Annotated in this window: 22 protein-coding genes, 2 tRNA genes and 1 other RNA gene; 17 read left to right on the top strand and 8 right to left on the bottom strand. The window is 67.4% G+C overall.

The window, feature by feature from the left end:
* The first annotated feature begins 53 nt into the window (after window positions 1–53).
* The 3 genes from ACH413_RS37305 to ACH413_RS37295 all read left to right on the top strand — a co-directional run bounded on the left by ACH413_RS37305 (window position 54) and on the right by ACH413_RS37295 (window position 3484).
* Window positions 54–3053, top strand: a complete 3000-nt coding sequence (locus ACH413_RS37305; protein ID WP_360039653.1) for a UPF0182 family protein — start codon at window positions 54–56, stop codon at window positions 3051–3053.
* Window positions 3054–3106: 53 nt separating this feature from the next.
* Window positions 3107–3180 (top strand) — tRNA-Met (locus ACH413_RS37300).
* 230 nt (window positions 3181–3410) lie between these two features.
* A tRNA-Met gene (locus ACH413_RS37295) sits at window positions 3411–3484 on the top strand.
* 165 nt (window positions 3485–3649) lie between these two features.
* Here ACH413_RS37295 and ACH413_RS37290 read toward each other — a convergent pair.
* Window positions 3650–3859 carry a hypothetical protein gene (locus ACH413_RS37290; RefSeq protein WP_089922009.1) on the bottom strand — a complete coding sequence of 70 codons (210 nt, stop codon included), beginning with the start codon at window positions 3857–3859 and terminating at the stop codon, window positions 3650–3652.
* A 386-nt stretch (window positions 3860–4245) separates the two neighbouring features.
* Between ACH413_RS37290 and ACH413_RS37285 the strand changes: the two genes are divergently transcribed.
* From ACH413_RS37285 to ACH413_RS37255, 7 genes are all read left to right on the top strand, one after another.
* Window positions 4246–4746, top strand: coding sequence for a PadR family transcriptional regulator (locus tag ACH413_RS37285; protein WP_030470382.1), 501 nt, complete (start codon window positions 4246–4248; stop codon window positions 4744–4746).
* Between the two features lie 61 nt (window positions 4747–4807).
* Window positions 4808–5911: a peptide chain release factor 2 gene (prfB, locus tag ACH413_RS37280; RefSeq protein WP_360039657.1), complete on the top strand. Its 1104-nt coding sequence runs from the start codon at window positions 4808–4810 to the stop codon at window positions 5909–5911.
* Window positions 5884–6297, top strand: coding sequence for a hypothetical protein (locus tag ACH413_RS37275; protein WP_360039660.1), 414 nt, complete (start codon window positions 5884–5886; stop codon window positions 6295–6297). Before prfB ends, ACH413_RS37275 begins: the two co-directional genes overlap by 28 nt.
* A gap of 69 nt (window positions 6298–6366) precedes the next feature.
* Window positions 6367–7056 carry a cell division ATP-binding protein FtsE gene (gene ftsE, locus ACH413_RS37270; RefSeq protein ID WP_086666930.1) on the top strand — a complete coding sequence of 230 codons (690 nt, stop codon included), beginning with the start codon at window positions 6367–6369 and terminating at the stop codon, window positions 7054–7056.
* Between the two features lie 40 nt (window positions 7057–7096).
* The gene (gene ftsX / locus ACH413_RS37265; RefSeq protein WP_360039663.1) at window positions 7097–7999 is read left to right on the top strand and encodes a permease-like cell division protein FtsX; all 903 of its coding nucleotides are present in this window, start codon (window positions 7097–7099) and stop codon (window positions 7997–7999) included.
* Between the two features lie 30 nt (window positions 8000–8029).
* A complete protein-coding gene (gene smpB, locus ACH413_RS37260) occupies window positions 8030–8506 on the top strand; it encodes an SsrA-binding protein SmpB (protein WP_093598230.1) in 477 nt (158 codons plus the stop codon).
* The gene (locus ACH413_RS37255) at window positions 8506–9333 is read left to right on the top strand and encodes an amidohydrolase family protein (RefSeq protein ID WP_360039665.1); all 828 of its coding nucleotides are present in this window, start codon (window positions 8506–8508) and stop codon (window positions 9331–9333) included. The genes smpB and ACH413_RS37255 overlap by 1 nt, the downstream gene beginning before the upstream one ends.
* Here ACH413_RS37255 and ACH413_RS37250 read toward each other — a convergent pair.
* Together ACH413_RS37250 and ACH413_RS37245 are read right to left on the bottom strand one after the other, a co-directional pair.
* A complete protein-coding gene (locus ACH413_RS37250; RefSeq protein ID WP_360039668.1) occupies window positions 9318–9959 on the bottom strand; it encodes a response regulator transcription factor in 642 nt (213 codons plus the stop codon). The two genes, ACH413_RS37255 and ACH413_RS37250, sit on opposite strands and share 16 nt — an antisense overlap.
* Window positions 9947–11185: a sensor histidine kinase gene (locus ACH413_RS37245; RefSeq protein WP_396425454.1), complete on the bottom strand. Its 1239-nt coding sequence runs from the start codon at window positions 11183–11185 to the stop codon at window positions 9947–9949. The genes ACH413_RS37250 and ACH413_RS37245 overlap by 13 nt, the downstream gene beginning before the upstream one ends.
* Window positions 11186–11307: 122 nt before the next feature.
* Between ACH413_RS37245 and ssrA the strand changes: the two genes are divergently transcribed.
* Window positions 11308–11685: a transfer-messenger RNA gene (gene ssrA, locus ACH413_RS37240) on the top strand.
* 163 nt (window positions 11686–11848) lie between these two features.
* Here ssrA and ACH413_RS37235 read toward each other — a convergent pair.
* A complete protein-coding gene (locus ACH413_RS37235) occupies window positions 11849–12298 on the bottom strand; it encodes a hypothetical protein (RefSeq protein WP_360039673.1) in 450 nt (149 codons plus the stop codon).
* Window positions 12299–12353: 55 nt separating this feature from the next.
* Window positions 12354–12485, bottom strand: a complete 132-nt coding sequence (locus ACH413_RS37230; protein ID WP_360039676.1) for a hypothetical protein — start codon at window positions 12483–12485, stop codon at window positions 12354–12356.
* 96 nt (window positions 12486–12581) lie between these two features.
* Here ACH413_RS37230 and ACH413_RS37225 point away from each other — a divergent pair, with 96 nt between their 5' ends.
* Window positions 12582–13544: a GlxA family transcriptional regulator gene (locus tag ACH413_RS37225; RefSeq protein WP_360039678.1), complete on the top strand. Its 963-nt coding sequence runs from the start codon at window positions 12582–12584 to the stop codon at window positions 13542–13544.
* 6 nt (window positions 13545–13550) lie between these two features.
* Entirely contained in the window at window positions 13551–14225 is a 675-nt protein-coding gene (locus ACH413_RS37220; RefSeq protein WP_360040297.1) for an HD domain-containing protein, read from the top strand.
* Here ACH413_RS37220 and ACH413_RS37215 read toward each other — a convergent pair.
* Window positions 14200–15126, bottom strand: coding sequence for a saccharopine dehydrogenase NADP-binding domain-containing protein (locus ACH413_RS37215; protein WP_360039681.1), 927 nt, complete (start codon window positions 15124–15126; stop codon window positions 14200–14202). The genes ACH413_RS37220 and ACH413_RS37215 overlap by 26 nt on opposite strands.
* A gap of 71 nt (window positions 15127–15197) precedes the next feature.
* On the opposite strand from ACH413_RS37215, the gene ACH413_RS37210 reads away from it, so the two are divergent.
* The 4 genes from ACH413_RS37210 to menC are packed head-to-tail and all read left to right on the top strand — an operon-like array spanning window position 15198 to window position 19362.
* Window positions 15198–16124 (top strand): helix-turn-helix domain-containing protein, encoded by a 927-nt coding sequence (locus ACH413_RS37210; protein WP_396425450.1) that lies wholly within the window; start codon window positions 15198–15200, stop codon window positions 16122–16124.
* Window positions 16125–16152: 28 nt separating this feature from the next.
* On the top strand, window positions 16153–17565 hold the full coding sequence (locus ACH413_RS37205; RefSeq protein WP_360039687.1) for an amino acid permease: 1413 nt from the start codon (window positions 16153–16155) through the stop codon (window positions 17563–17565).
* Window positions 17543–18262, top strand: coding sequence for a hypothetical protein (locus tag ACH413_RS37200; protein ID WP_360039689.1), 720 nt, complete (start codon window positions 17543–17545; stop codon window positions 18260–18262). Before ACH413_RS37205 ends, ACH413_RS37200 begins: the two co-directional genes overlap by 23 nt.
* Window positions 18259–19362 carry an o-succinylbenzoate synthase gene (gene menC, locus ACH413_RS37195; protein WP_360039692.1) on the top strand — a complete coding sequence of 368 codons (1104 nt, stop codon included), beginning with the start codon at window positions 18259–18261 and terminating at the stop codon, window positions 19360–19362. The genes ACH413_RS37200 and menC overlap by 4 nt, the downstream gene beginning before the upstream one ends.
* On the opposite strand, the gene ACH413_RS37190 is transcribed toward menC, so the two are convergent.
* On the bottom strand, window positions 19347–19949 hold the full coding sequence (locus ACH413_RS37190) for a hypothetical protein (protein WP_360039695.1): 603 nt from the start codon (window positions 19947–19949) through the stop codon (window positions 19347–19349). The genes menC and ACH413_RS37190 overlap by 16 nt on opposite strands.
* A complete protein-coding gene (locus ACH413_RS37185) occupies window positions 19946–21028 on the bottom strand; it encodes a macrolide family glycosyltransferase (protein WP_360039698.1) in 1083 nt (360 codons plus the stop codon). The genes ACH413_RS37190 and ACH413_RS37185 overlap by 4 nt, the downstream gene beginning before the upstream one ends.
* Window positions 21029–21056 lie beyond the last annotated feature (28 nt).

Here is a 21056-nt window from a genome sequence, read left to right as displayed (position 1 = left end):
TAGAGTTGGACTAAACGTACGTAACGAAATACCGCGATCCAGGAGCGTGCCTCGTGGCCACACGGCCTCCGGTCGGACTGCCGAAACTGTCCCGGCGCAGCCGAATACTGCTCATCGTAGGTGTTGTGCTCCTGTTCGGTCTCATCACGGGATCGCGGCTGCTCGACACCTACGTGAACTGGCTGTGGTTCGGCGAGGTGAAATTCCGCGACGTCTACAGCACAGTGCTCCTCACCCGGCTGGCGCTCTTCGTGGCCGCCGGCGCCGTCGTCGGCGGCATCGTCGCGCTCAACCTCTACCTCGCCTACCGGGCCCGGCCGGTGTTCGTGCCGGTGTCCGGACCGGACGACCCGGTGGCGCGCTACCGGACCGTCGTGATGCGGCGGATGCGTCTGTTCGCGATCGGCATCCCGGTGTTCGTCGGGCTGATCGCGGGCGCGTCGGCGCAGGACGACTGGCAGCAGATCCAGCTGTTCCTGAACTCCCAGCCGTTCGGCGTGACCGACCCCCAGTTCGGGCACGACATCGGCTTCTACGCGTTCCAGCTGCCGTTCTACGAGTGGCTGCTGTCGTGGCTGTTCATCACGGTCGCGGTGTCGTTCATCGGCGCGGTGATCGCGCACTACCTGTTCGGCGGCATCCGGCTGGCCGGTCGCGGCGGTCAGCTCTCCGGCCCCGCGCGGCTGCACCTGGCGCTCGTCGCCGGCACGTTCGTGCTGCTGAAGGCGGTCGCGTACTTCTTCGACCGGTACACGCTGCTGCTGCACGAGAACGAGAAGTTCGTCGGTGCGAGCTACACCGACCTCAACGCGGTGCTGCCCGCCAAGCTGATCCTGCTGTGCATCGCGGTGTTCTGCGCCGTCGCGTTCTTCGCGGGCGCGTTCATGCGCAACGTGCAGCTGCCCGCCATCGCGACCGTCCTGCTGGTGCTGTCGAGCGTGCTCGTCGGTGCGGCGTGGCCCGCGGTGCTGGAGCAGTTCTCGGTCAAGCCGAACGCCATCCAGAAGGAAGCCGAGTCGATCACCCGCAACATCGCGGCGACACGGCAGTCGTTCGGGCTGACCGACGACAAGGTCGAGACGAAGCCCTACGAGGGCAAGCAGAACGTCAGCAACGACCAGGTCAAGACCAACGACGCGGCGACGCTCGGCAACATCCGCCTGCTCGACCCGGCGGTGCTGTCGCGCACCTTCACGCAGTTCCAGCAGCTGCGGCCGTTCTACGGCTTCCCGAACAAGCTCGACGTCGACCGGTACACAGTGGACGGGAAGCTGCGCGACTACATCGTCGCGGTGCGCGAGCTGAAGCTCGACAGCCTGCCGCAGGGCCAGCGCGACTGGATCAACCAGCACCTCATCTACACGCACGGCAACGGCTTCGTCTACGCCGAGGCGAACAAGGTGAACGCGGTCGCCGACGAGTCCAACGGCGGCTACCCGGACTTCAAGACCGGTGAGGTCAAGTCCAACGGCGACGTCGGCAACGTGCAGAACGGCATCAAGGTCGACCAGCCGCGCACCTACTACGGCGAGCTGTTCGGCCAGAACGACTACTCGATCGTCGGCGGCCGCCCGGCCGGTTCGGCGGCGGAGTACGACACGGACGCCAAGTCCTACACCTACACCGGCACCGGTGGCGTCCCGATCGGCGGCCTGTTCGACAAGCTCGCCTTCGCGGCCTACTACGGCGAGCGCAACATCCTCTTCAACCAGTCGATCGCGGACGACTCGAAGATCCTCTTCAAGCGCACCCCGCGCGACCGCGTGCAGGCCGTCGCCCCGTGGCTCACGGTGGACAGCGACCCGTACCCGGCCGTCGTCAACGGCCGCATCACGTGGATCGTCGACGGATACACCACGCTGGAGAACTACCCGTACGCGCAGCGCACCCAGCTCGGTGACGCGACGAACGACTCGCTCACCGCGGACGGCGTCGTCATCTCGCAGGTCAACAAGCCCGTCAACTACATCCGCAACTCGGTCAAGGCCACTGTGGACGCCTACGACGGCTCGGTGAACCTGTACCAGATCGACGACAAGGACCCGGTCCTCAAGGCGTGGATGGGCGTCTTCCCGAACACGGTGAAGCCCGGCAGCGAGATCTCGAACGAGCTGCGCCAGCACTTCCGCTACCCCGAGGACCTGTTCAAGGTGCAGCGGCAGATCCTGTCGAAGTACCACGTCTCGTCGCCGTCGGACTTCTACTCCGGTGTCGCCTACTGGGCACCGCCGCAGGACCCGACGATCGACAACGTGACGACGGCCGACGCCCAGCGCGACGCGGCGAGCAAGCGCAGGGACGCCCAGCCGCCGTTCTACGTCCTCGCCGGTGACCCGAGCGACCCGAGCAAGGTCCGCTTCCAGCTGACCAGCCCGCTCGTGCGGGAGAACCGCGAGTTCATGGCGGCCCACGTCTCGGTCGGATCCGACCCGGACAACTACGGCAAGATCAGCGTGTTGCAGCTCAGTCAGGACGCCAAGGGTCCGCAACAGATCCAGACGCAGTTCCTCACGTCGGACAACGTCAGCCGCGAGCTCAACCTGCTGACCCAGCAGAAGACGACCGTCGTCTACGGCAACCTGCTCACGCTTCCCGTGGGCGGAGCGCTGCTCTACGTCGAACCCGTCTACATCGAGCGCGCGTCCAACAACACGTCGTACCCGCAGCTGTCCAAGGTGCTCGTCTGGTACGGCGACCGGGTCGGCTACGCGTCCACGTTGAACGAGGCGCTGGACCAGGTCCTCAGCGGTGCCGGCGCGGTCGTGCCGCCGCCGAGCGACAACACCGGCAACGGCCAGACCTCCACGCCGCCGTCGACCACGCCGCCGACCAACGGGGCGCTGAGCCCTGAGCTGCAGAAGGCGGTCAACGACATCGACGCGGCGCTGGCCGACATCAAGAGGGCCCAGCAGAACAGCAACTTCACCGAGCTCGGCCAGGCGTACGCGAAGCTGGACGACGCCACGAAGAGGTTCAAGCAGTACAACACCGGTGCAGCGACACCGCCGACGGGCCAGTCGTCGGTTGTGCCGAGCCCCACACCGTCCGGCTGACCTACCGATTTGCTTTTCCTGCTCCGCTCCGCGTAAGGTTCTATTCATACCGACGCGGGGTGGAGCAGCTCGGTAGCTCGCTGGGCTCATAACCCAGAGGTCGCAGGTTCAAATCCTGTCCCCGCTACAAAGGAAGAAGCCCGGAGCCATCAGGTTCCGGGCTTCTTGCTTTAGCGCAACTACCTCGACAACTACATCCACGATCTCGGCCAGCCGCAGGTTTCCTCGACGCAACTGGCACGCACGGCGCCCACACTGCCCCTGAACTGCGAAAACCTCGTTTAGAGGGGGGTGGTAAAAACGGGTTTCCAGAGGGTGTATAGTTCTACTTACAACAGCAAGACAAGCAAGAAGCGGCGCGGGGTGGAGCAGCTCGGTAGCTCGCTGGGCTCATAACCCAGAGGTCGCAGGTTCAAATCCTGTCCCCGCTACAAAGTAGGAAAAGTCCTGTTCGCGGAGATCGCGAACAGGACTTTTTCGCATTTACATTGGGGGCGGAGCCCCCAAACCCCACCCTGGGGGCAAGCCCCCAGACCCCCGTAGGTGGCCAGTCGGGCAAGGCCCCAGGACTCCGTGGGTGGGGTGGGTGGGGTCGTTCAGGTCATGTTCTCCGCCCAGTACTGGGCGCACAGCATGCTGGAGCAGATGCGGCCTTCACCGTTGACGGTGCGGTGCTTGCGGATCTGTTTGCCGCACACCATGCACTCGTCCTTGCCGGCCTGCTCCGGGATGCCCCCCGTCACCCACGCCCTCGTGTGCGCCGCCACCTTCTTGTGGTCCAGCCACTTCAAGTTCAGGTTCTTCATGGGTCCCCGACCTCCGTCGTCTCGCACCGCTGCCTGGCAATGATCATTTTCCCGCAACGGCGGGCGTGGGAAAGGGGTCTGCGCCGACATCACCGGGTCGTGCGACGTTGCACCCCGACCGTCCATTCGGGTGGCTTCGGCCGGTGAGCTCGTACCGCCGATCGAGTGAGAGCGGGGGACTTTCGTTTCTGCGAAAGGACTTTTCCATCCGGGATGGACACGGACGGTCAAGCGGCCAAACGCGTGAGGTCTGAAAACTGCCGCTTACTCAGCGAGACTTTTCGTTGCTCCGCATGGCCCATCAGACTAGCCCGGTGATCAGCCACTGTGGACAGAACGGCTGACCATTGTGGACAGCTTCCCCCAGACGTGGGAACGTTGTCGTTGTGTCAGACCTGAATGCGACCGCAGCCGCCCTGCTCGGGCTGCTGCACGACGGACCCAAGACCGGTGGCCAGTTGGTGGCGGAGGCAGGAGACCGCTTCGGCGCGTTCTTCAGCGTGACCCGCTCCCAGGTGTACCGCGAGCTGCCCGCGCTGGCTGACCAAGGCCTGCTGCGCCTCGGCAAGCAGGGACCGCGGTCCAGTCAGCAGTACGTGCTGACGGCCGCGGGCAAGAAGGCCTTCAAGAACTGGCTGCTGTCCGAGCCTGGCCCGGACCACCTGCGCAGCCCGCTCATCCTTCGTCTGGTGCACGCCGGTTCGCTGACCGCGAAGCAGCGTGAATCCCTGATCACGACCGCGCGTTCGACGTACGGTCAGGAACAGGAGAGCGCGAAGAGCGCCGCCAAGACGGCGGAGGACCCCTACGCCAAGGCGGTGGCCGAGTTCGGTCTCGCTCACGCCAAGGCCGTTCTCAAGCTGCTCGACGCGATCCCCACCGCGTAACAAGAGAGCGCCAGTGAGCACCGGTCGCGTACGGCGGCCGGTGCTGGCGTAATCTTTTTGCGTGAACCCGGACGTCGAAGCAGACATCAAGGACCTCTCCGCCACTCTTTCGAGCATCGAGGCGGTGCTGGACCTCGATGCGTTGCGCGCCGCTGTCGCGGACCTGGAGGCGCAGGCGACCCGCCCCGACCTCTGGGACGACCAGGAGAAGGCGCAGAAGGTCACCAGCGCGCTCTCGCACAAGCAGGGTGAGCTGCGGCGCGTGACCGGCCTGCGTTCGCGTCTCGACGACCTGCCGCTGCTCTACGAACTCGCCGAAGAGGCAGAGGACGCGGACGCGGCGGCCGACGCGGACAACGACCGGGCCAAGCTCCGCGAAGAGATCGCGAGCCTGGAAGTGCGCACGCTGCTGTCCGGCGAGTACGACGAGCGCAACGCGCTGATCACCATCCGCGCCGAGGCCGGTGGCGTCGACGCCGCGGACTTCGCCGAGATGCTGTTGCGCATGTACTCCCGCTGGGCTGAGCGGCACAACTACGGCGTCGACGTGTTCGACACGTCCTACGCCGAAGAAGCGGGCATCAAGTCCGCCACCTTCCGCATCAGCGCCCCGTACGCCTACGGCACGCTGAGCGTCGAGCAGGGCACGCACCGTCTCGTGCGCATTTCGCCGTTCGACAACCAGGGCCGCCGCCAGACGTCGTTCGCCGGCGTCGAGGTCGTGCCCGTCGTCGAGCAGACCGACCACGTCGAGATCGACGAGAAGGACCTGCGCGTCGACGTCTACCGCTCGTCCGGCCCCGGTGGTCAGGGCGTCAACACGACGGACTCGGCGGTGCGCCTCACGCACATCCCGACCGGCATCGTGGTGTCCTGCCAGAACGAGCGCTCGCAGCTGCAGAACAAGGCCACGGCCATGAACGTCCTGCAGGCCAAGCTCCTCGAACGCCGCAGGCAGGAGGAGCAGGCCAAGATGGACGCGCTGAAGGACTCCGGCTCCAGCTGGGGCAACCAGATGCGCTCCTACGTGCTGCACCCGTACCAGATGGTCAAGGACCTGCGGAACAACCACGAGGTCGGCAACCCGTCCGCCGTGCTCGACGGTGAGATCGACGACTTCCTCGAGGCCGGCATCCGGTGGCGCAAGCAGTCCCAGCAGGCGTAAGCGAGTTCAAGAGCCTGGTCCACGAAGCCGCCCGCCGAACCGGTGGGCGGCTGTCGGCGTTCACGCCCGCCGAAGACGTGACTCCGAACTTCCACCAGGCCCTCATCACCTACCGCGACCGCACGGTCGCGATGCTCTGTTCGCGTGACGACGGCTCGGTCGTGGTGACCGAGTCCTTCAGCGTGGGCTCCGACTGGTCGCTGGTCTTCGTCGACGAGCCGGAACTAGCTGCGGTGGTCAGGCGGTTCGAGGGCTTCACCGTGCTGTCCAAGGACGACGCGGAGCGACCGTTCAGTCACCCGGATCACCCGCACGTGTCGGTACGCGATCTGGCCTACTGGAAGCCTGAAAACACCGGTCAGGCCCTGTTCCACTGGTGGGACTGACCGGCCGTTCCGGTGCGGAAGTTAACCGGAACGGGGGCTTTACCCCGGCCATGAGTAGACTCGCGCCTCGTGATTCGTCTCGAACACGTTTCCAAGGTCTACAAGACCTCCACGCGTCCTGCGCTCGACGACGTGTCCGTCGAGATGGAGAAGGGCGAGTTCGTCTTCCTGATCGGGCCTTCCGGGTCCGGCAAGTCGACGTTCCTGCGTCTGCTGCTGCGCGAAGAGGTGCCGACCAGGGGACGCGTCTACGTCTCCAACTTCGACGTCGCCAAGATGTCGCGGCGCAGGGTCCCCCGCCTGCGTCAGTCCATCGGCTGCGTGTTCCAGGACTTCCGCCTTCTGCCCACGAAGACGGTCGCCGAGAACGTCGCGTTCGCGCTCGAGGTCATCGGCAAGCCCCGCAACACCATCGTCAAGGTGGTGCCGGAGGTGCTGCAGCTGGTGGGTCTCGACGGCAAGGAGGACAGGTTCCCGACCGAGCTGTCCGGTGGTGAGCAGCAGCGCGTCGCGATCGCCCGTGCGTTCGTGAACCGCCCGCTGGTGCTGATCGCCGACGAGCCGACCGGAAACCTGGACCCCGACACGAGCCAGGACATCATGTTGCTGCTGGAGCGGATCAACCGCACCGGCACGACCGTCATCATGGCGACCCACGACCACGGCATCGTCGACTCGATGCGCCGCCGAGTGGTGGAGCTCGCGTACGGCAAGGTCGTCCGTGATGACGCGCGCGGCGTTTACGGCGTTGGCCGTTAAGCGTCCCTAAGCCCCCGAACCCCAAGGAACCCCGCCCCCGATGCGTACCAGCTTCGTGTTCAGCGAGGTCATCACCGGACTTCGCCGGAACGTCACGATGACGATCGCGATGATCCTCACGACCGCCATCTCGCTCGGGCTGCTCGGCGGTGGTCTGCTCGTCGTCCGCATGGTCGACAAGATGCAGGCCAACTACGCGGGCAAGCTCGAGGTCTCCGTGCTGCTGACGAACGACGTCAGCGCCAACGACAAGGACTGCACCCAGCAGCCGTGCGCGGGCCTGCGTTCCGCCCTGGACCAGACCTCGGGTGTCGAGTCCGTCGTGTACCAGAACCGCGACGAGGGCTTCGAGCGCTTCAAGAAGATCTTCGAGGCGCAGCCGGAGCTGCTCAAGCTCGCGCGGCCGGAAGCCATCCCGGCGACGTTCCGCGTGAAGCTCGAGGACCCGGAGCGCACCGACGTCATCAAGCAGGCCTTCGAGGGCAAGCCCGGTGTGAAGGGCGTCGACGACCAGGGCAAGTTCCTGGAGCGGTTCTTCGAGGGCCTCAACGGCATGCGCGACGTCGCCCTGATCCTCGCGCTCATCCAGGCGTTCGCCGCGCTGCTGCTGATCTCGAACACCATCCAGGTGTCGGCGTTCACGCGCCGCGTCGAGGTCGGCATCATGCGCCTGGTGGGCGCGACGCGGTGGTACACGCAGCTGCCGTTCCTCATCGAGGCGGTCGTCGCGGGCATCATCGGCTCGGTCACCGCGGTCGGCGGCCTGGTGCTGTTCAAGGCGTTCTTCCTCGACCGGATCACCAGGAACCTCACCGAGTCGGGCATCATCCCGCCGATCGGGTACCTGGACATCCTGATCGTGTCGCCCTGGCTGTTCCTCGTCGCGGTCGTCATCTCGGCGACCACCGGCTACGTGACACTCCGCCTCTACGTGCGGCTTTAAGAATTTTGCCGAGCACCTAAACTGGTCGTCATGGTCAAGGAACGCGGGCAGAAGGTCATCGCGTCGAACCGCAAGGCTCGGCACGACTGGTCCATTCTGGACACCTACGAGGCGGGCATTCAGCTCGTCGGCACCGAGGTGAAGAGCCTGCGCATGGGACGGGCGTCCCTGGTGGACGCCTTCGCCCAGGTCGACGACGGCGAGATCTGGCTGCACGCGCTGCACATCCCGGAGTACGTCGCGGGCACCTGGACGAACCACGAGGTCCGGCGCAAGCGCAAGCTCCTGCTGCACAAGAGCGAGATCGAGCGGCTGATCGGCAAGACCAAGGAGTCCGGTCTGTCGCTCGTGCCGCTGCAGATGTACTTCAAGGACGGCTACGTCAAGGTCGAGATCGCGCTGGCGAAGGGCAAGAAGTCCTACGACAAGCGCCAGGACCTGGCGAAGCGCGACGCGAACCGCGAGATCGCGAAGGCGCACGGACGGGCGTTGAAGGGCCGGTACTGATGGCGTTGGTGGACGTCCACGTCCACTTCATGCCGCAGAACGTCCTCGACAAGGTCTGGGCGTACTTCGACCGCGTCCGCGAGTCCGGTGTCGACTGGAGCATCCGGTACCGCACTGACGAGAACGCCCGGCTCACCGCACTGCGGGAGCTGGGCGTCGTCGCGTTCGCACCCCTGCTCTACCCGCACAAGCCGGGGATGGCGCAGTGGCTGAACGAGTGGGTCGCCGACTTCGCGGCACGGGTTCCCGAGGCGGTGCCGACGGGCACGTTCTACGCGGAACCGGGCGCGGAGGCGTACGTGCGCAAAGCCCTGGAAGCCGGCGCACGGTGCTTCAAGTCGCACGTCCAGGTCGGCGGCTACGACCCGCGTGACGCGCTGCTGGACGGCGTCTGGGGTCAGCTCGCGGAGGCCCGAGTACCGGTCGTGGTGCACTGCGGCGACGGGCCGATGCCGGGCGAGTTCACCGGGCTCGGCGTGTTCGAGGAAGTGCTGAAGAAGCACCCGCGGCTGACGGCGGTCGTCGCGCACGCGGGGATGCCGGACTACTCAGGCGCGTTGGACCTGGTCGAGCGCTATCCGAACGTGCACGTCGACACCACGATGGTGGGCGTTCCGTTCACCGAGCAGATGACGCCGTTGCCGGCCGACTGGCGTTCCCGGATCGCGGGGCTCGTGGACCGGGTGGTGCTGGGCACCGACTTCCCGAACATCCCGTACCCCTACGAGGTGCAGATCGACGCCATCAGGTCGTGGGGCTTGGACGCCGCCGCCGAGCAGGCGATCCTGCACGACAACGGCGCCCGTCTGCTTCAGCTGTCGAGATAGGCGAGCACGGCCCGCACGCGGCGGTGCTCGGAGTTCGACGGCTCCAGGCCGAGCTTCGCGAAGATGTTGCCGACGTGCTTCTCGACGGCGCCGTCGGACACCACGAGCGTGTTGGCGATGGCCGTGTTGGACAGTCCCTGCGCCATCAGCCCGAGCACCTCGCGTTCGCGGGGCGTCAACGAGTCGACGGGGCTCTTCTTGCTGCGCACCATGAGCTGCGTGATCACCTCGTGGTCGATGCTCGTGCCGCCGTCGGCGACCCTCCGCACCGCGTCGACGAACTCCTTCACGTCCGCCACCCGTTCCTTGAGCAGGTATCCGACACCACTGGCACCGCCCGCGAGGAGTTCCACGGCGTAGCGCTCCTCGACGTACTGCGACAGCACCAGCACCGGCAGCCCGGGATAGCGGCGGCGGCACTCGATGGCGGCCCGCAGACCCTCGTCGGTGAACGTCGGCGGCATCCGCACGTCCACCACGCACAGGTCGGGCCTGTGCTCGGTCACGGCGTCGAGCAGCATGTCGCCGTTCTCCACCGCCGCGACGGTCTCGATGCCCTCGTCGGCGAGCAGGCGTTGCACGCCCTCCCTCAGCAGCACCGAGTCCTCGGCGATCACCACGCGCACGGCAACTCCGCTCGAATAACGGTCGGCCCACCAACGGGGCTGACGACGACAACCACACCGTCGATCGTGGCGGCACGGTCCGCGAGCCCGGCGAGTCCGCCGCCCGGCTTCAGCTCCGCGCCACCCTGACCGTTGTCGGTGACCTCGACCAGCACCCCGGTGTCCACCCTGTTGACCCGCACGGTCGCCCTGGTGCCGTTGGAGTGCTTGGTGATGTTCGTGAGCGCCTCGCCGACGGTGAAGTACGCGGCGCTCTCCACCGACGTCGGCGGCCGCGGCTCCACGTCGACCTGCAACTCGACCTCGATCGGCACACGGGCGGCGAGCGCGGACAACGCGGCGTCGAGCCCCCGGTCGCCCAGGACCGACGGGTAGATGCCCCGCGCCAGGTCCCGCAGTTCCTTGATGGCGAGCTTCGCGTCCGCGTGCGCCTCCGCGATGAGCTCCGCGGCACCCTCCGGATCGGAGTCCATTTTGGACTTCGCCCGGCCCAGCCCCATCGCCACGGCCACGAGGCGCTGCTGCGCGCCGTCGTGCAGATCGCGTTCGATGCGCCGGCGCTCCGCCTCGGCCGCCTCCACCCCGCGGGCCCGGCTCGACGACAACCGCTCCGCCTCGATCGCCAGCGCGTCGGCCCGCGTCGGACCGAGCATGCCCCGCGCGAACTTGCCGTGCACCGTGCCGAGCGCCCTGGTGCCGAGAACGGCGAACGGGATCAACGCCAGCCCGATCAGCGAGACCGGCAACGCCGACACGAACGAGTCGATCGTCCAGAACTCGCCGACGATCACCGCGAACGGCGCCTCGCCGATCCAGAACGGCACCGCCAGGAACGCCGCCACCGCGACCCACATCGCGAGCACGGTCGCGAACTCCACGATGCCGATCGGCAGGAGGAGCAACAGGTAGCCGTAGTCGCGCCAGGTCGCCGGATCGGTGAACTGCGCCTTCCAGCGCTGCCACAATGTGCCCGTCGCCGGCTCGCGGTACGGGCTGGGGATGTCAGTGCGCAGCGCCGCCCTGACCCACGACCGCTCCAACGTCGCGCCACCCCGCACGACGTTCATCGCGAGCCACAGCAGCGGGATGCCCACCCAGACGATCGCTGTGGCGAACCCGACCACCGTCAGCACGACCAGGAGGGTGAACCAGAAGATGCCGGTCACCAGGTTGGTCAGCAGGTAGAACCCGGCTGCGAGCGCGTTCGGTTTCCTCATGACGTCCATGGTGTCGTTCCCGCTGGTCAGAGACCATCTGGCTAGCTATCCGGTCGGAGGTGGGGACAGCCCTACCTGCCTCGGGAAGAACTCGTTGGCCCCAGTCGTTATGCTAGGTGCAACCACTACCAGGGGGTGAACGGTTTCGACTGTGGACGTTGATTCAGGGGAAGCGTGTCGGTGCAGGCGAGAGACCACCGTTAAGCGTCATCGCAAACCAATAAGCGCCACGTCTAACGACAAGCGCACCGCGTACGCTCTCGCTGCCTGACAGCGGAGCTAGCGGTTGTCGGCCTAGGAGTGCCTTCGGCCTAGTTCCCGGCATCAGCTAGAGGGCTTACCTGCAGTCTCGGTCGCGGAGACTGTTCGGGAAACTCACAGCGACTGGGCCCGTCACACCTGCTCGTTCGCGTGACAGGTGGGGTCAAGCAGAGACACAGCGGACTGCACACGGAGAAGCCCTGATGAACCGGCACAGGACCCGGGTTCGATTCCCGGCACCTCCACTCGATCGGTGAGTGCTGTTCGTGGACAGCACTCACCGTTTCTCGTTCTCGGGCGTCTTCTGGGGGCCGAGCCCCCAGACCCCCACGCCGGGGGCAAGCCCCCGGACCCCCGGCCGCCTCGTCGCTTCGCGACTTGGCGGCCCATCATGGGGCCGTCGGGTGTTGGTTATGGGCAGTAGGGCTCGTAGTAGTAGCAGTCGACTGTGCGGACGATTTGGTGGTCGATGTCGCGGACTGTGATTCGGACGAACTCGATTCCGCCCGGAGTGGTCGTGGTCAGGGAGAACGTGCCCATTTGTACGACCGCGGAGCTCTTGTTCCGGCGGTCTCCCTGAGCCCACTTCGGCTTGGTGACCGTCTTGTTGCCCTGGTGCCCTGTCAGTTCCACGTCTGCCCACTCGCCGGCTGAGATGCCCAGGGACGGGGTGGTCACGGTCACCGTTCGGCGGGACGTGGACCAGGCCAGGTTGCCGTTGCCGCTGGCGGCCAGCACGCCCGAGCTGTGGAAGACGTTCACCGCGTAGCCGGTGGGCGCCGCCGAGGCCACGCCTGCTGTGGTCGTCGCTAGAGCTGCCATGGCCAGCAGGGTCACGCCTAGCCGGGTGAAGATCCGCATGTGAAGTCGCTCCGTGTTTTCGTTGTCCGAGGGCGGGTGCGTCGTTGGCGTGGGTTTACTGGTTGCCGTCTACGTAGTAGATGTTGGCCACCGTGAAATCGGTGGTGGCTGAGGCCACGCTCGCCGTCGTCGTTGCCAGTGCCGCGATGGCCAGCAGGGCGATGCCCAGCCGGGTGAAGATCCGCATCCGAGGTTCCCTCCGTGCTTTCGTGTACGTGGGGACGCTACGTGGCCGGGCTTGCAGGAGTTCTGGAATCCGCAGGTCAGGGCGTTGGGAGGGGTGGTGGGGCGGGACGTTGTCTTCGTCGTTTTCGACGGGATGAAGATGCTCGACGTCACCGGGCCCGCCGAGGTGTTCGCCGAGGCCAATCTGGCCGGTGCCGACTACTCGATTCGCTACGTGTCGCCGTCCGGGGAGGCGGTCACGACGTCTGTCGGGATTCGGCTGCCGGTGGACGGGGTGGCGGGTGACGTTGCCGAGGCTGACACCGTCATCGTGTCCGGGGGCGAGGCCTTGGGACGGCTTCCCGTGCCCGTTGAGTTGGTTGCCGCGATTCGTGAGTTGGCGCCTCGGGCTCGGCGGCTTGTCTCGATCTGCACCGGGTCGTTCGCGCTGGCTGCGGCCGGGGTGCTGAGCGGGCGGCGGGCCACCACGCACTGGAAGCAGGCTGGGCGGCTGGCTCGCGGGTATCCGGACGTCGAGGTGCTGGCCGACGCGATCTTCGTGGAGGACGGCGGGGTCTTCACGTCTGCCGGGGTGTCCGCGGGGATGGATCTGGCGTTGGCGTTGGTCGAGCGGGATTACGGGGCTGACCTGGCTCGGACGGTCGCTCGCAGCTTGGTGATGTTCATGCAGCGGCCTGGCGGGCAGTCGCAGTTCTCGGCGCCGTTGGAGGTTCGGCGGCCCAGCACACCGGTGTTGCGGGAGGTGGTGGACCTCGTGTCGGCTCAGCCTGCGTTGGACCACAGCGCCGGGAATCTGGCGGCACGGGTCGGTGTGAGTGCCCGGCACCTGGCGCGGATGTTCGTCAGCGAGTTGGACACGACGCCTGCGCGGTTTGTCGAGCAGGTTCGGCTGGATCACGCGAAGGCGCTGTTGGACGCTGGTCTTGGGGTGGCGCAGGCCGCTCGGCAGGCCGGGTTCGGGAGTTCCGAGACGATGCGGCGGGTGTTCGTGGCCAGGCTTGGGGTGTCGCCCAGCGAGTACCGGGCGCGCATGTCCACATCTGTGGGGTGGCGGTCCTGATTGACAGTGGGCGAGTGGGGGCGCCGAGTTGACGATTGGGGCATGTCAGAAGTTGTTGCTGGGGTTGTTGTTCCTGATACGGAACTGGTTCGGGCGGCCACGTCGTTGGTGCGCGAGGCCGCTGACGACACGTTGTTCCACCACTCGCGGCGGGTGTTCCTGTGGGGAGCGTTGAAGGCTGCCGCGCGCGGGTTGGACGTCGATTTGGAGCTGGCCTACGTGGGTGGGCTGTTCCACGATCTTGGGTTGATCCAGAAGTACGCGTCTGAGGATCGGCGCTTTGAGATCGACGGTGCTGAGGTTGCGCGGAGGTTCCTGTTGGAGCACGGGCGGTCTGAGGCGGACGCGCGCAACGTGTGGCTGGCGATTGCGCTGCACACGACTCCCGAGGTGCCGGAGCACCTGTCGCCTGAGGTCTTCGCGGTGGCGCTGGGGGTGAAGACCGACGTGCTCGGGCTTGGGCTCGACGAGTTGAGTGAGGAGCAGCGGGCAGAGGTGGTTGCCTTGCACCCTCGGCCTGACTTCAAGAATCGGATTCTGCGGGCGTTCTACGACGGGATGGCCCATCGGCCCGACACGACGTACGGGACGATGAACGACGACGTGCTCGCGCACTTCGATCCCTCGTTCCGGCGCACGGACTTCGTGGACGTCATCAAGAACAGTCCCTGGTCTGAATGAACTCGGTGAGGGACGCCAGGAAGTCCGGGGCGTTGAACATCGCGCCTGCTGAGGCGACGCCGGTGATGTTGTAGCGGTTGGTCAGCAGGCGTTCTGTTGCTTCTACTGCCAGAGGGGCGCTCACGGCGTAGATGTCCTTGCCGGATGCGGTCAGGCGGCGTTCCTCACCCGATCGATTTACGCGGACGTCCACCTCGAAGGTTTCTGGGGTCTGTCGGGCTTCTGCTGCTTGGAGGCCGGTGGTCGCTTCCGTCGACATGTAGCTGGTCACCGACTGGATTTTCAGGTGGCTGGGGACCGTGACGACGTCGGCCATCGAGAACTCGGCGATGACCTCGCGCTCGCCGTCCGAGAACTGCCAGTTCTGGGGTGGGCGCGGGGCGTCCTGGTGGTACTGGAGTTCGCCGTCGCGGAACCGGACTCGGTGGCCTTCACGTCGGTCTCTGGAGACCTGACCTGCGGTGATGGTGCCTGCGGTGGGCTGCCAGCCGCTCAGGCCGTAGGCGATGTGCGCCTCGTCCGCCGTGGTCCAGCCGGCCATCGCGGTGGTGATCAGGAGGTCGGCCAGGCCGCCGAAGAAGGCCATCGCGGGGACCGCCGGGATCGAGGCGCCTCGGGCGAACGTGTCGGCGTTCGCCTCGATCTCCGCCGCCACGTCGACGTACGGGATGCCGGCGCGTTCCGCCGCGGCGAGCAGGGGGAGGGCGGTCGTCGCGAACGGGCCCGCCGTGTTGATCACGGCGTCGGCACCGGACAGGGCGCGGTCGAGAGCTTCGGGGTTGTCCGCCGTGGCCTGGGCGCGGCCGAACGGGAGTGGGGTGTGGCCGCGCTTTTCCAGTTCTGCCAGGACGAATCGTCCCGTGTGGCCCGACGCGCCGTAGACCGCGATCTTGTGTCCCATGTGGACCATTCAAGTCCTGGGGGTGGGCGGGGGCTAGTGTCTGGAACGACACGATGCGTACAGTTTCGGACATGCTGGCGTTTGCTGTGACGGGCGGGATGCTGCACTTCGAGCTGACCGCCACGTACGAGATCTTCACCGCCCCGCAGCTCGGCTACGAGGTGCGGATCTGCGCGGACGGGCCGGTGCGTCTCGGCAAGTTCACGGTGGAGCCCGACCTGCCGCTCGACCGGTTGCGGAGTGCGGACACGGTGGTCGTGCCTGCGATCGAGGACGTGGATGAGCCGCTGGACGTGGCGCTGGTTCAGGCTGTGAGAGCGGCTCACGACGAAGGGGCGCGGATCGTCTCGTTGTGCACCGGTGCGTTCGTGCTGGCGGAGGCCGGGTTGCTCGACGGGCTTCGGGCCACGACGCACTGGGGGCACACCGACGAGCTGGCCAGGCGGTATCCACGGGTCGAGGTCGATCCGGACGTGCTGTACGTCGACAACGGGCAGGTGCTGACGAGTGCGGGCAAGGCGGCGGCGATCGACCTGAGCCTGCACGTGATCCGCAACGACCACGGCGCCGCGACGGCCAACACGGCGGCGCGCCGGCTGGTCGTGCCGCCGCATCGGGACGGTGGGCAGGCGCAGTTCGTGCTCGCGCCGGTGCCGTCGGGGGAAGGGCATCCGCTCACCGAGTTGTTCGACTGGGTGTCGGCGCGGTTCGACCAGATGATCACCGTCGAGGACATGGCGCGGCAGGCCAGCATGAGTTCGCGGCACCTCGCTCGGCTCTTCCGGGCCGTGACGGGCACCACGCCGTTGCAGTGGCTGCACACCCAGCGGATCCGGCGCGCGCAGGAGTTGCTGGAGATGACGGACGACAGCGTGGACCAGATCGCGGAGGCGTCCGGGATGGGCACCGCCGCGACGTTGCGGCGGCACTTCCACCGGACCGTCGGTGTGCCACCGGACACATATCGCCGCACGTTCCGCCCTGTTGGGGGCCGATAGCCACCTGGCTGGGCGTTACGGTGGCCTGATGAGCAACGAACAGCGCATCGGGGCGCGGGTGTTGCGGCGCAAGCCGATCGACCAGCTGACTCATCCTGGCAGCGAGCTCAAGCGCACCATGGGCGTCGGGCACCTCACGATGATCAGCATCGGGGCCACGCTCGGCACCGGCATCTTCGTCGTGCTGGGAGAGGCGGTGCCGCTCGCCGGGCCCGCCATCGTGTTGTCGTTCGTGCTGGCCGGCATCACCGCGTTGTTCTCCGCGCTGTCGTACGCCGAGCTCGCGGGCCTGATCCCCGCGTCCGGCTCGTCGTACTCCTACACCTACGCGACGCTCGGCGAGATCGTCGCCTGGGTCTGCGGCTGGTGTCTGGTGCTGGAGTACGGGGTCTCGGTCGCGGCGGTCGCGGTCGGGTGGGGGCAGTACGTCAACGAGTTGCTGCACCTCGTGACGGGACTGCGGATTCCGGACGTGCTGAGCCAGCCGCCGGGTGCGGGCGGGGTCGTCAACATCCCGGCCGTGGCGATCGTGGTCATCGCGATGCTGGTGCTGCTCGGTGGCTCCAAGGGCAGTGCGCGCACGAACACGATCCTGGTGTGGGTGAAGATCGGCGCGCTGCTGATGTTCTGCGCCGTCGCGTTCACCGCGTTGAAGGCCGGCAACCTGCAGCCGCTGTTCCCGTTGGGGCTGGCCGGGATGAGCGCCGGCGCGGCCACGTTGTTCTTCTCCTACATCGGGTTCGACGCCGCGTCGACCGCCGGTGAGGAGGCCAAGAACCCGCAGCGCGACCTGCCGCGCGCGATCATCATCTCGCTGGTCGTGATCACCGCGCTGTACTGCGCGGTCGCCCTGGCCGCCGTGGGTGCCATGCCGTGGCAGACGTTCGAGGGCACGGAGGCGGCGCTGAGCCGGGTGCTGACCGACAACGTCGACGGCGCGATCTGGCCGATCCTGCTGTCGATCGGTGCTGTCGTGGCGACCACGTCGGTGGTGCTGACCGTTCTTTATGGACAGACGCGCATCCTGTACGCCATGTCGCGGGACGGGCTGGTGCCGTCGATCTTCGCGAGGCTGAGTCCGAAGACCGGGGTGCCGTTCGTGAACACGGTCGTCGTCGGCCTGTTCATCGGTGTGCTGGCCGCGCTGGTGCCGCTGGGGTCGCTGGCCGACGCGACGAGCATCGGCACGCTGTTCGCGTTCGCGCTGGTCAACATCGCGGTGATCATCCTGCGGCGCACCGAACCGGACCGCAAGCGCACCTTCCGGGTGCCGTTCTCGCCCGTGACGCCGTTGGTGGGCCTGGGGTTCTGCGTCTACATGATGTTCAGCCTCGGGCTGGACACGTGGATCGCGTTCCTCGGCTGGATGGTCCTCGGGTTCGTCATCTACTTCGGGTACAGCGTCAGGAAGGCTCGCCTTGCGGTTCCAGGTGATCAGTGACGTCGCCGGCATCGCCCGCGCCGCCAGGTACTACGCCGAGGTCTGGGACACCACCGAGGACGTGCTGTCCTCGGAGACGCTGCACTGCGTCCGGCACGCGGGCGGCGCGACGATCGGGGCGTTCGACGGTGACGAGCTGATCGGCGCCACGACGGGCCTCTTCTGCCCGGACGGCTCGGTGTACTCGATGATCGCGGCCGCGCGGACCGGCGTCGGGCATCCGTTGAAGCTCGCGCAGAAGGACTGGGCGGTCGGGCTCGGCGCGAAGTCGATGCGCTGGACCTACGACCCGCTGGTGTCGCGCAACGCCCGGTTCAACCTGGTCAAGCTCGGGGCGATCGTCACCGAGTACACAGTGGACTTCTACGGGCCGATGCGCGACGGCGTGAACGACGGCGACGAGACCGATCGGCTGACCGTGCGCTGGGACCTCACCGAGTCCCGCGAGCCGCACGAGTCGGTGCCCGCCGGTGAGGTCGTCGAGACCGCACCCGACGGGGAACCGTTGGCGCGCACGGACGGCGAACGGATCTGGTGCCGGGTGCCGCGCGATGTGGTGCAGGTGCGCAAGGAGTCCGCGGCGTTGGCGCGGCAGTGGCGGGAGGCGGTGCGCGGGGTGTTCGTCGACGCCTTCGAGCAGGGTTACGTCGCCACGTCGATGTCCCGCGAGGGCTGGTACGAGCTGGAGCGCCGATGAAGATCGAACGGATCGAGCTGCTGCACGTCGCGATTCCACTGGTGTCGCCGTTCCGCACGTCGTTCGGGACGATGACGACCAAGGACACGTTCCTGCTGCGGGTCGTCACGGACGCGGCGGAGGGCTGGTCGGAGTTCGCCGCCGACCCGGAACCGCTGTACTGCTCGGAGTTCGTCGGCGCCGCGGAACTGGTGCTGGAGCACCACCTCGTGCCGCGGGTGACACCTGAGATCACGGCCGCGGAGGTCGCGCCCAGGACCGAGGCGATCAAGGGTCACAAGCTCGCCAAAGCCGCGCTGGAGACCGCGATCCTGGACGCCGAGCTCCGGTCGTTCGGGATGTCCATCGGCACCTTCCTCGGTGCCACGGCCACGAAGGTGCCCGCCGGGGTGTCGGTCGGGATCAAGAACTCGATCCCCGAGCTGATCGCCGACGTCGAGGGCTACCTGGCCGAGGGCTACGCGCGGATCAAGCTCAAGATCGAGCCGGGCTGGGACGTCGAACCGGTGCGGGCCGTGCGCGAGCGGTTCGGCGACATCCTGCTGCAGGTCGACGCCAACACCGCGTACGCGCTGGCTGACGCCGAACACCTGCGAAAGCTGGACGCGTTCGGCCTGCTGCTGATGGAACAACCGCTCGACGAGGACGACATCCGCGGGCATTCGCTGCTCGCGCAACGGATCCGCACGCCGATCTGCCTGGACGAGTCGATCACCTCCGCCAGGGACGCGGCGACGGCCATCGCGCTCGACGCGTGCCGGGTGATCAACGTCAAGCCCGCACGGGTCGGCGGCTACCTGGAGGCACGCCGGATCCACGACGTCGCGGTGGCGCACGGGATTCCGGTGTGGTGCGGCGGAATGCTCGAGACCGGCATCGGGCGCGGGCCGAACCTGGCGCTGGCCGCGTTGCCCGGGTTCGTGCTGCCCGGCGACGTGTCCGCGTCCCGCCGGTACTTCGCCGAGGACCTCACCGAACCGTTCGAGCTCCAGGACGGCTTCATGCACGTACCGGCCGGGCCGGGCATCGGCGTCGAACCGATCCCGGAGACGGTGAAGCGCTTCACGACCGCGACGAAGGTCCTCTACCCCAGGGACTGAAGCTCGCGCGCCAGGTTGGTCCGCGCGGCGGCGTCCCAGAGCTGCCGCGCGGGCTCGGTCACGAACAGCACCTCGCGGTCGAGCAACGTCTTCACCACGCGGCTGCGACCGGCGCGCCAGGTCGGTTCGTCGTACTGCGAGTACTCCTGGCGCACGGCCTGGCTGTAGCGCTCGTAGTGCTCCGGTTCCGAGCCGAGGATGGCCAGGTCGGCGTCGAGCAGCACGTGCGCCAGCGGGTCGCTGGACGAGTGCGTGATCGTGGCCAGCACCAACGACTCCACGCGCGCGATGTGCTCTTCCTCCACACCGGCCAGGCGTTCCCGTGCCCAGGCGGCCGACGCGCGTTCGTCCTCGCCGGGCTTGCCGTCGTAGATCACGTCGTGCGCGCAGGCCGCCAGCGCGAGGATCGAGCGCTCCTCCACGGTGAACGCGAACGCGTCGGCCAGCGCCGACGAGTCGCGGACGACGGACATCACGTGGAAGGTGTTGTGGTAGGTCCGATGCGGCTCGGCGTAGCGCTCCATCAGATCGCCCACGTCCGGTGCGCCACCGAGCGTGCGGACCGCGTCGTCCCAGATCCGTCTCACCGCGCCAGTTCCTCCTCGACGACGTCCGCGGCAGCCGCGCTGCCGCCCGCCTGGTGAATCATGCGCCGCATGTCCTTCACCCGCGCGGAGATCGCGGAATCCGACGTCAGTTGACTCACCAACGAGCGCACCCCCTCCACGGTCACCGTGTCGAGCAGCACACCGAGCCCGAGCTCCTCGACGCGCTGGCCGTGCAGCCGCTGGTCGGTCATGTGCGGCACGACGATCATCGGGACGCCGTGGTGCAGCGCCTCCATCACGCCGCCCATGCCGCCACGCGTGATGAACACGTCGGCGTGTTCCAGGACGGCCAGTTGCGGCACTTCCTCGTGCGTTTCGACGTTCATCGCGGGACTGAGAACCTTGCCTTTCGTGACCAGGTGCCACGGCATTCCGCGGGCCGCGTCCGCGCAGATCTGCGTACCGGTCGTCGCGAGCACGACCGGCCTGTCGGGCGGCGGTGTCCACGTGCCCTGGAAAGCGCGTTCGGTCAGGCACGGGCCGGTGAAGGCGAAGCGCTCGTCGAACGTGTGGCCCTGCGGCTGGAACTCCCTCGGGAACAACGCGATCCGCCGGCGCGCGCCCGAGACGAACTCCGGCAGCGAGCTGCCGACGAAGCCGTGCACCCTGGTGAAGAACCTGATCGCGGCCGGGTCGAACCGGCGCGGCGGCACCACCGAGGTGCCGAGCGACCAGTGCTCGTTGCTGGTCAGGAGGACTTCCAGCAGCACGTTCGGCACGTCCAGGCGGTGCGCGATGACCCCGCCGGACCACGCCGCGATGTCCCAGGCGAGGACGTCCGGCCGGTCGTCGCGGAACCTGTCCTCCAGCTGTGGCAACGCCGACTCGGCCTCGGTGAGCGCGAGCTGCGCGGCGTCGTAGAGCGACTCCGGCAGCTCGCCGGGAAGCGTCGACTCGTAGTCGATCGCGGTCGCGCCGCACTCCGCGATGGCGGGGGCGAACCGCGCGGTGACCGGGCAGCTCACCCGATGGCCTCGGCGCACCAGCTCGGCGATCAGCCCGAGCGCGGGCAGGACATGTCCGCGTTCAGGCATGAGGAAGACCGCGATGTGCGCCATAGCCCAGAATAACGTTGTTCGATTCCTA

The sequence above is a fragment of the Lentzea sp. NPDC020367 genome, assembly GCF_044387305.1.
GTDB lineage: Bacteria > Actinomycetota > Actinomycetes > Mycobacteriales > Pseudonocardiaceae > Lentzea.
This window is presented reverse-complemented; position numbering and strand designations above follow the sequence as displayed.

Coding starts and splice junctions, on each gene's coding strand:
- ACH413_RS37215 (WP_360039681.1), bottom strand. CDS start 15,126: ATGGGACACAAGATCGCGGTCTACGGCGCGTCGGGCCACACGGGACGA.
- ACH413_RS37290 (WP_089922009.1), bottom strand. CDS start 3,859: ATGAAGAACCTGAACTTGAAGTGGCTGGACCACAAGAAGGTGGCGGCG.
- ACH413_RS37245 (WP_396425454.1), bottom strand. CDS start 11,185: ATGGACGTCATGAGGAAACCGAACGCGCTCGCAGCCGGGTTCTACCTG.
- ACH413_RS37205 (WP_360039687.1), top strand. CDS start 16,153: ATGAGCAACGAACAGCGCATCGGGGCGCGGGTGTTGCGGCGCAAGCCG.
- ftsX (WP_360039663.1), top strand. CDS start 7,097: ATGCGTACCAGCTTCGTGTTCAGCGAGGTCATCACCGGACTTCGCCGG.
- ACH413_RS37230 (WP_360039676.1), bottom strand. CDS start 12,485: ATGCGGATCTTCACCCGGCTGGGCATCGCCCTGCTGGCCATCGCGGCA.
- ACH413_RS37235 (WP_360039673.1), bottom strand. CDS start 12,298: ATGCGGATCTTCACCCGGCTAGGCGTGACCCTGCTGGCCATGGCAGCT.
- ACH413_RS37210 (WP_396425450.1), top strand. CDS start 15,198: ATGCTGGCGTTTGCTGTGACGGGCGGGATGCTGCACTTCGAGCTGACC.
- menC (WP_360039692.1), top strand. CDS start 18,259: ATGAAGATCGAACGGATCGAGCTGCTGCACGTCGCGATTCCACTGGTG.
- ACH413_RS37185 (WP_360039698.1), bottom strand. CDS start 21,028: ATGGCGCACATCGCGGTCTTCCTCATGCCTGAACGCGGACATGTCCTG.
- smpB (WP_093598230.1), top strand. CDS start 8,030: ATGGTCAAGGAACGCGGGCAGAAGGTCATCGCGTCGAACCGCAAGGCT.
- ACH413_RS37255 (WP_360039665.1), top strand. CDS start 8,506: ATGGCGTTGGTGGACGTCCACGTCCACTTCATGCCGCAGAACGTCCTC.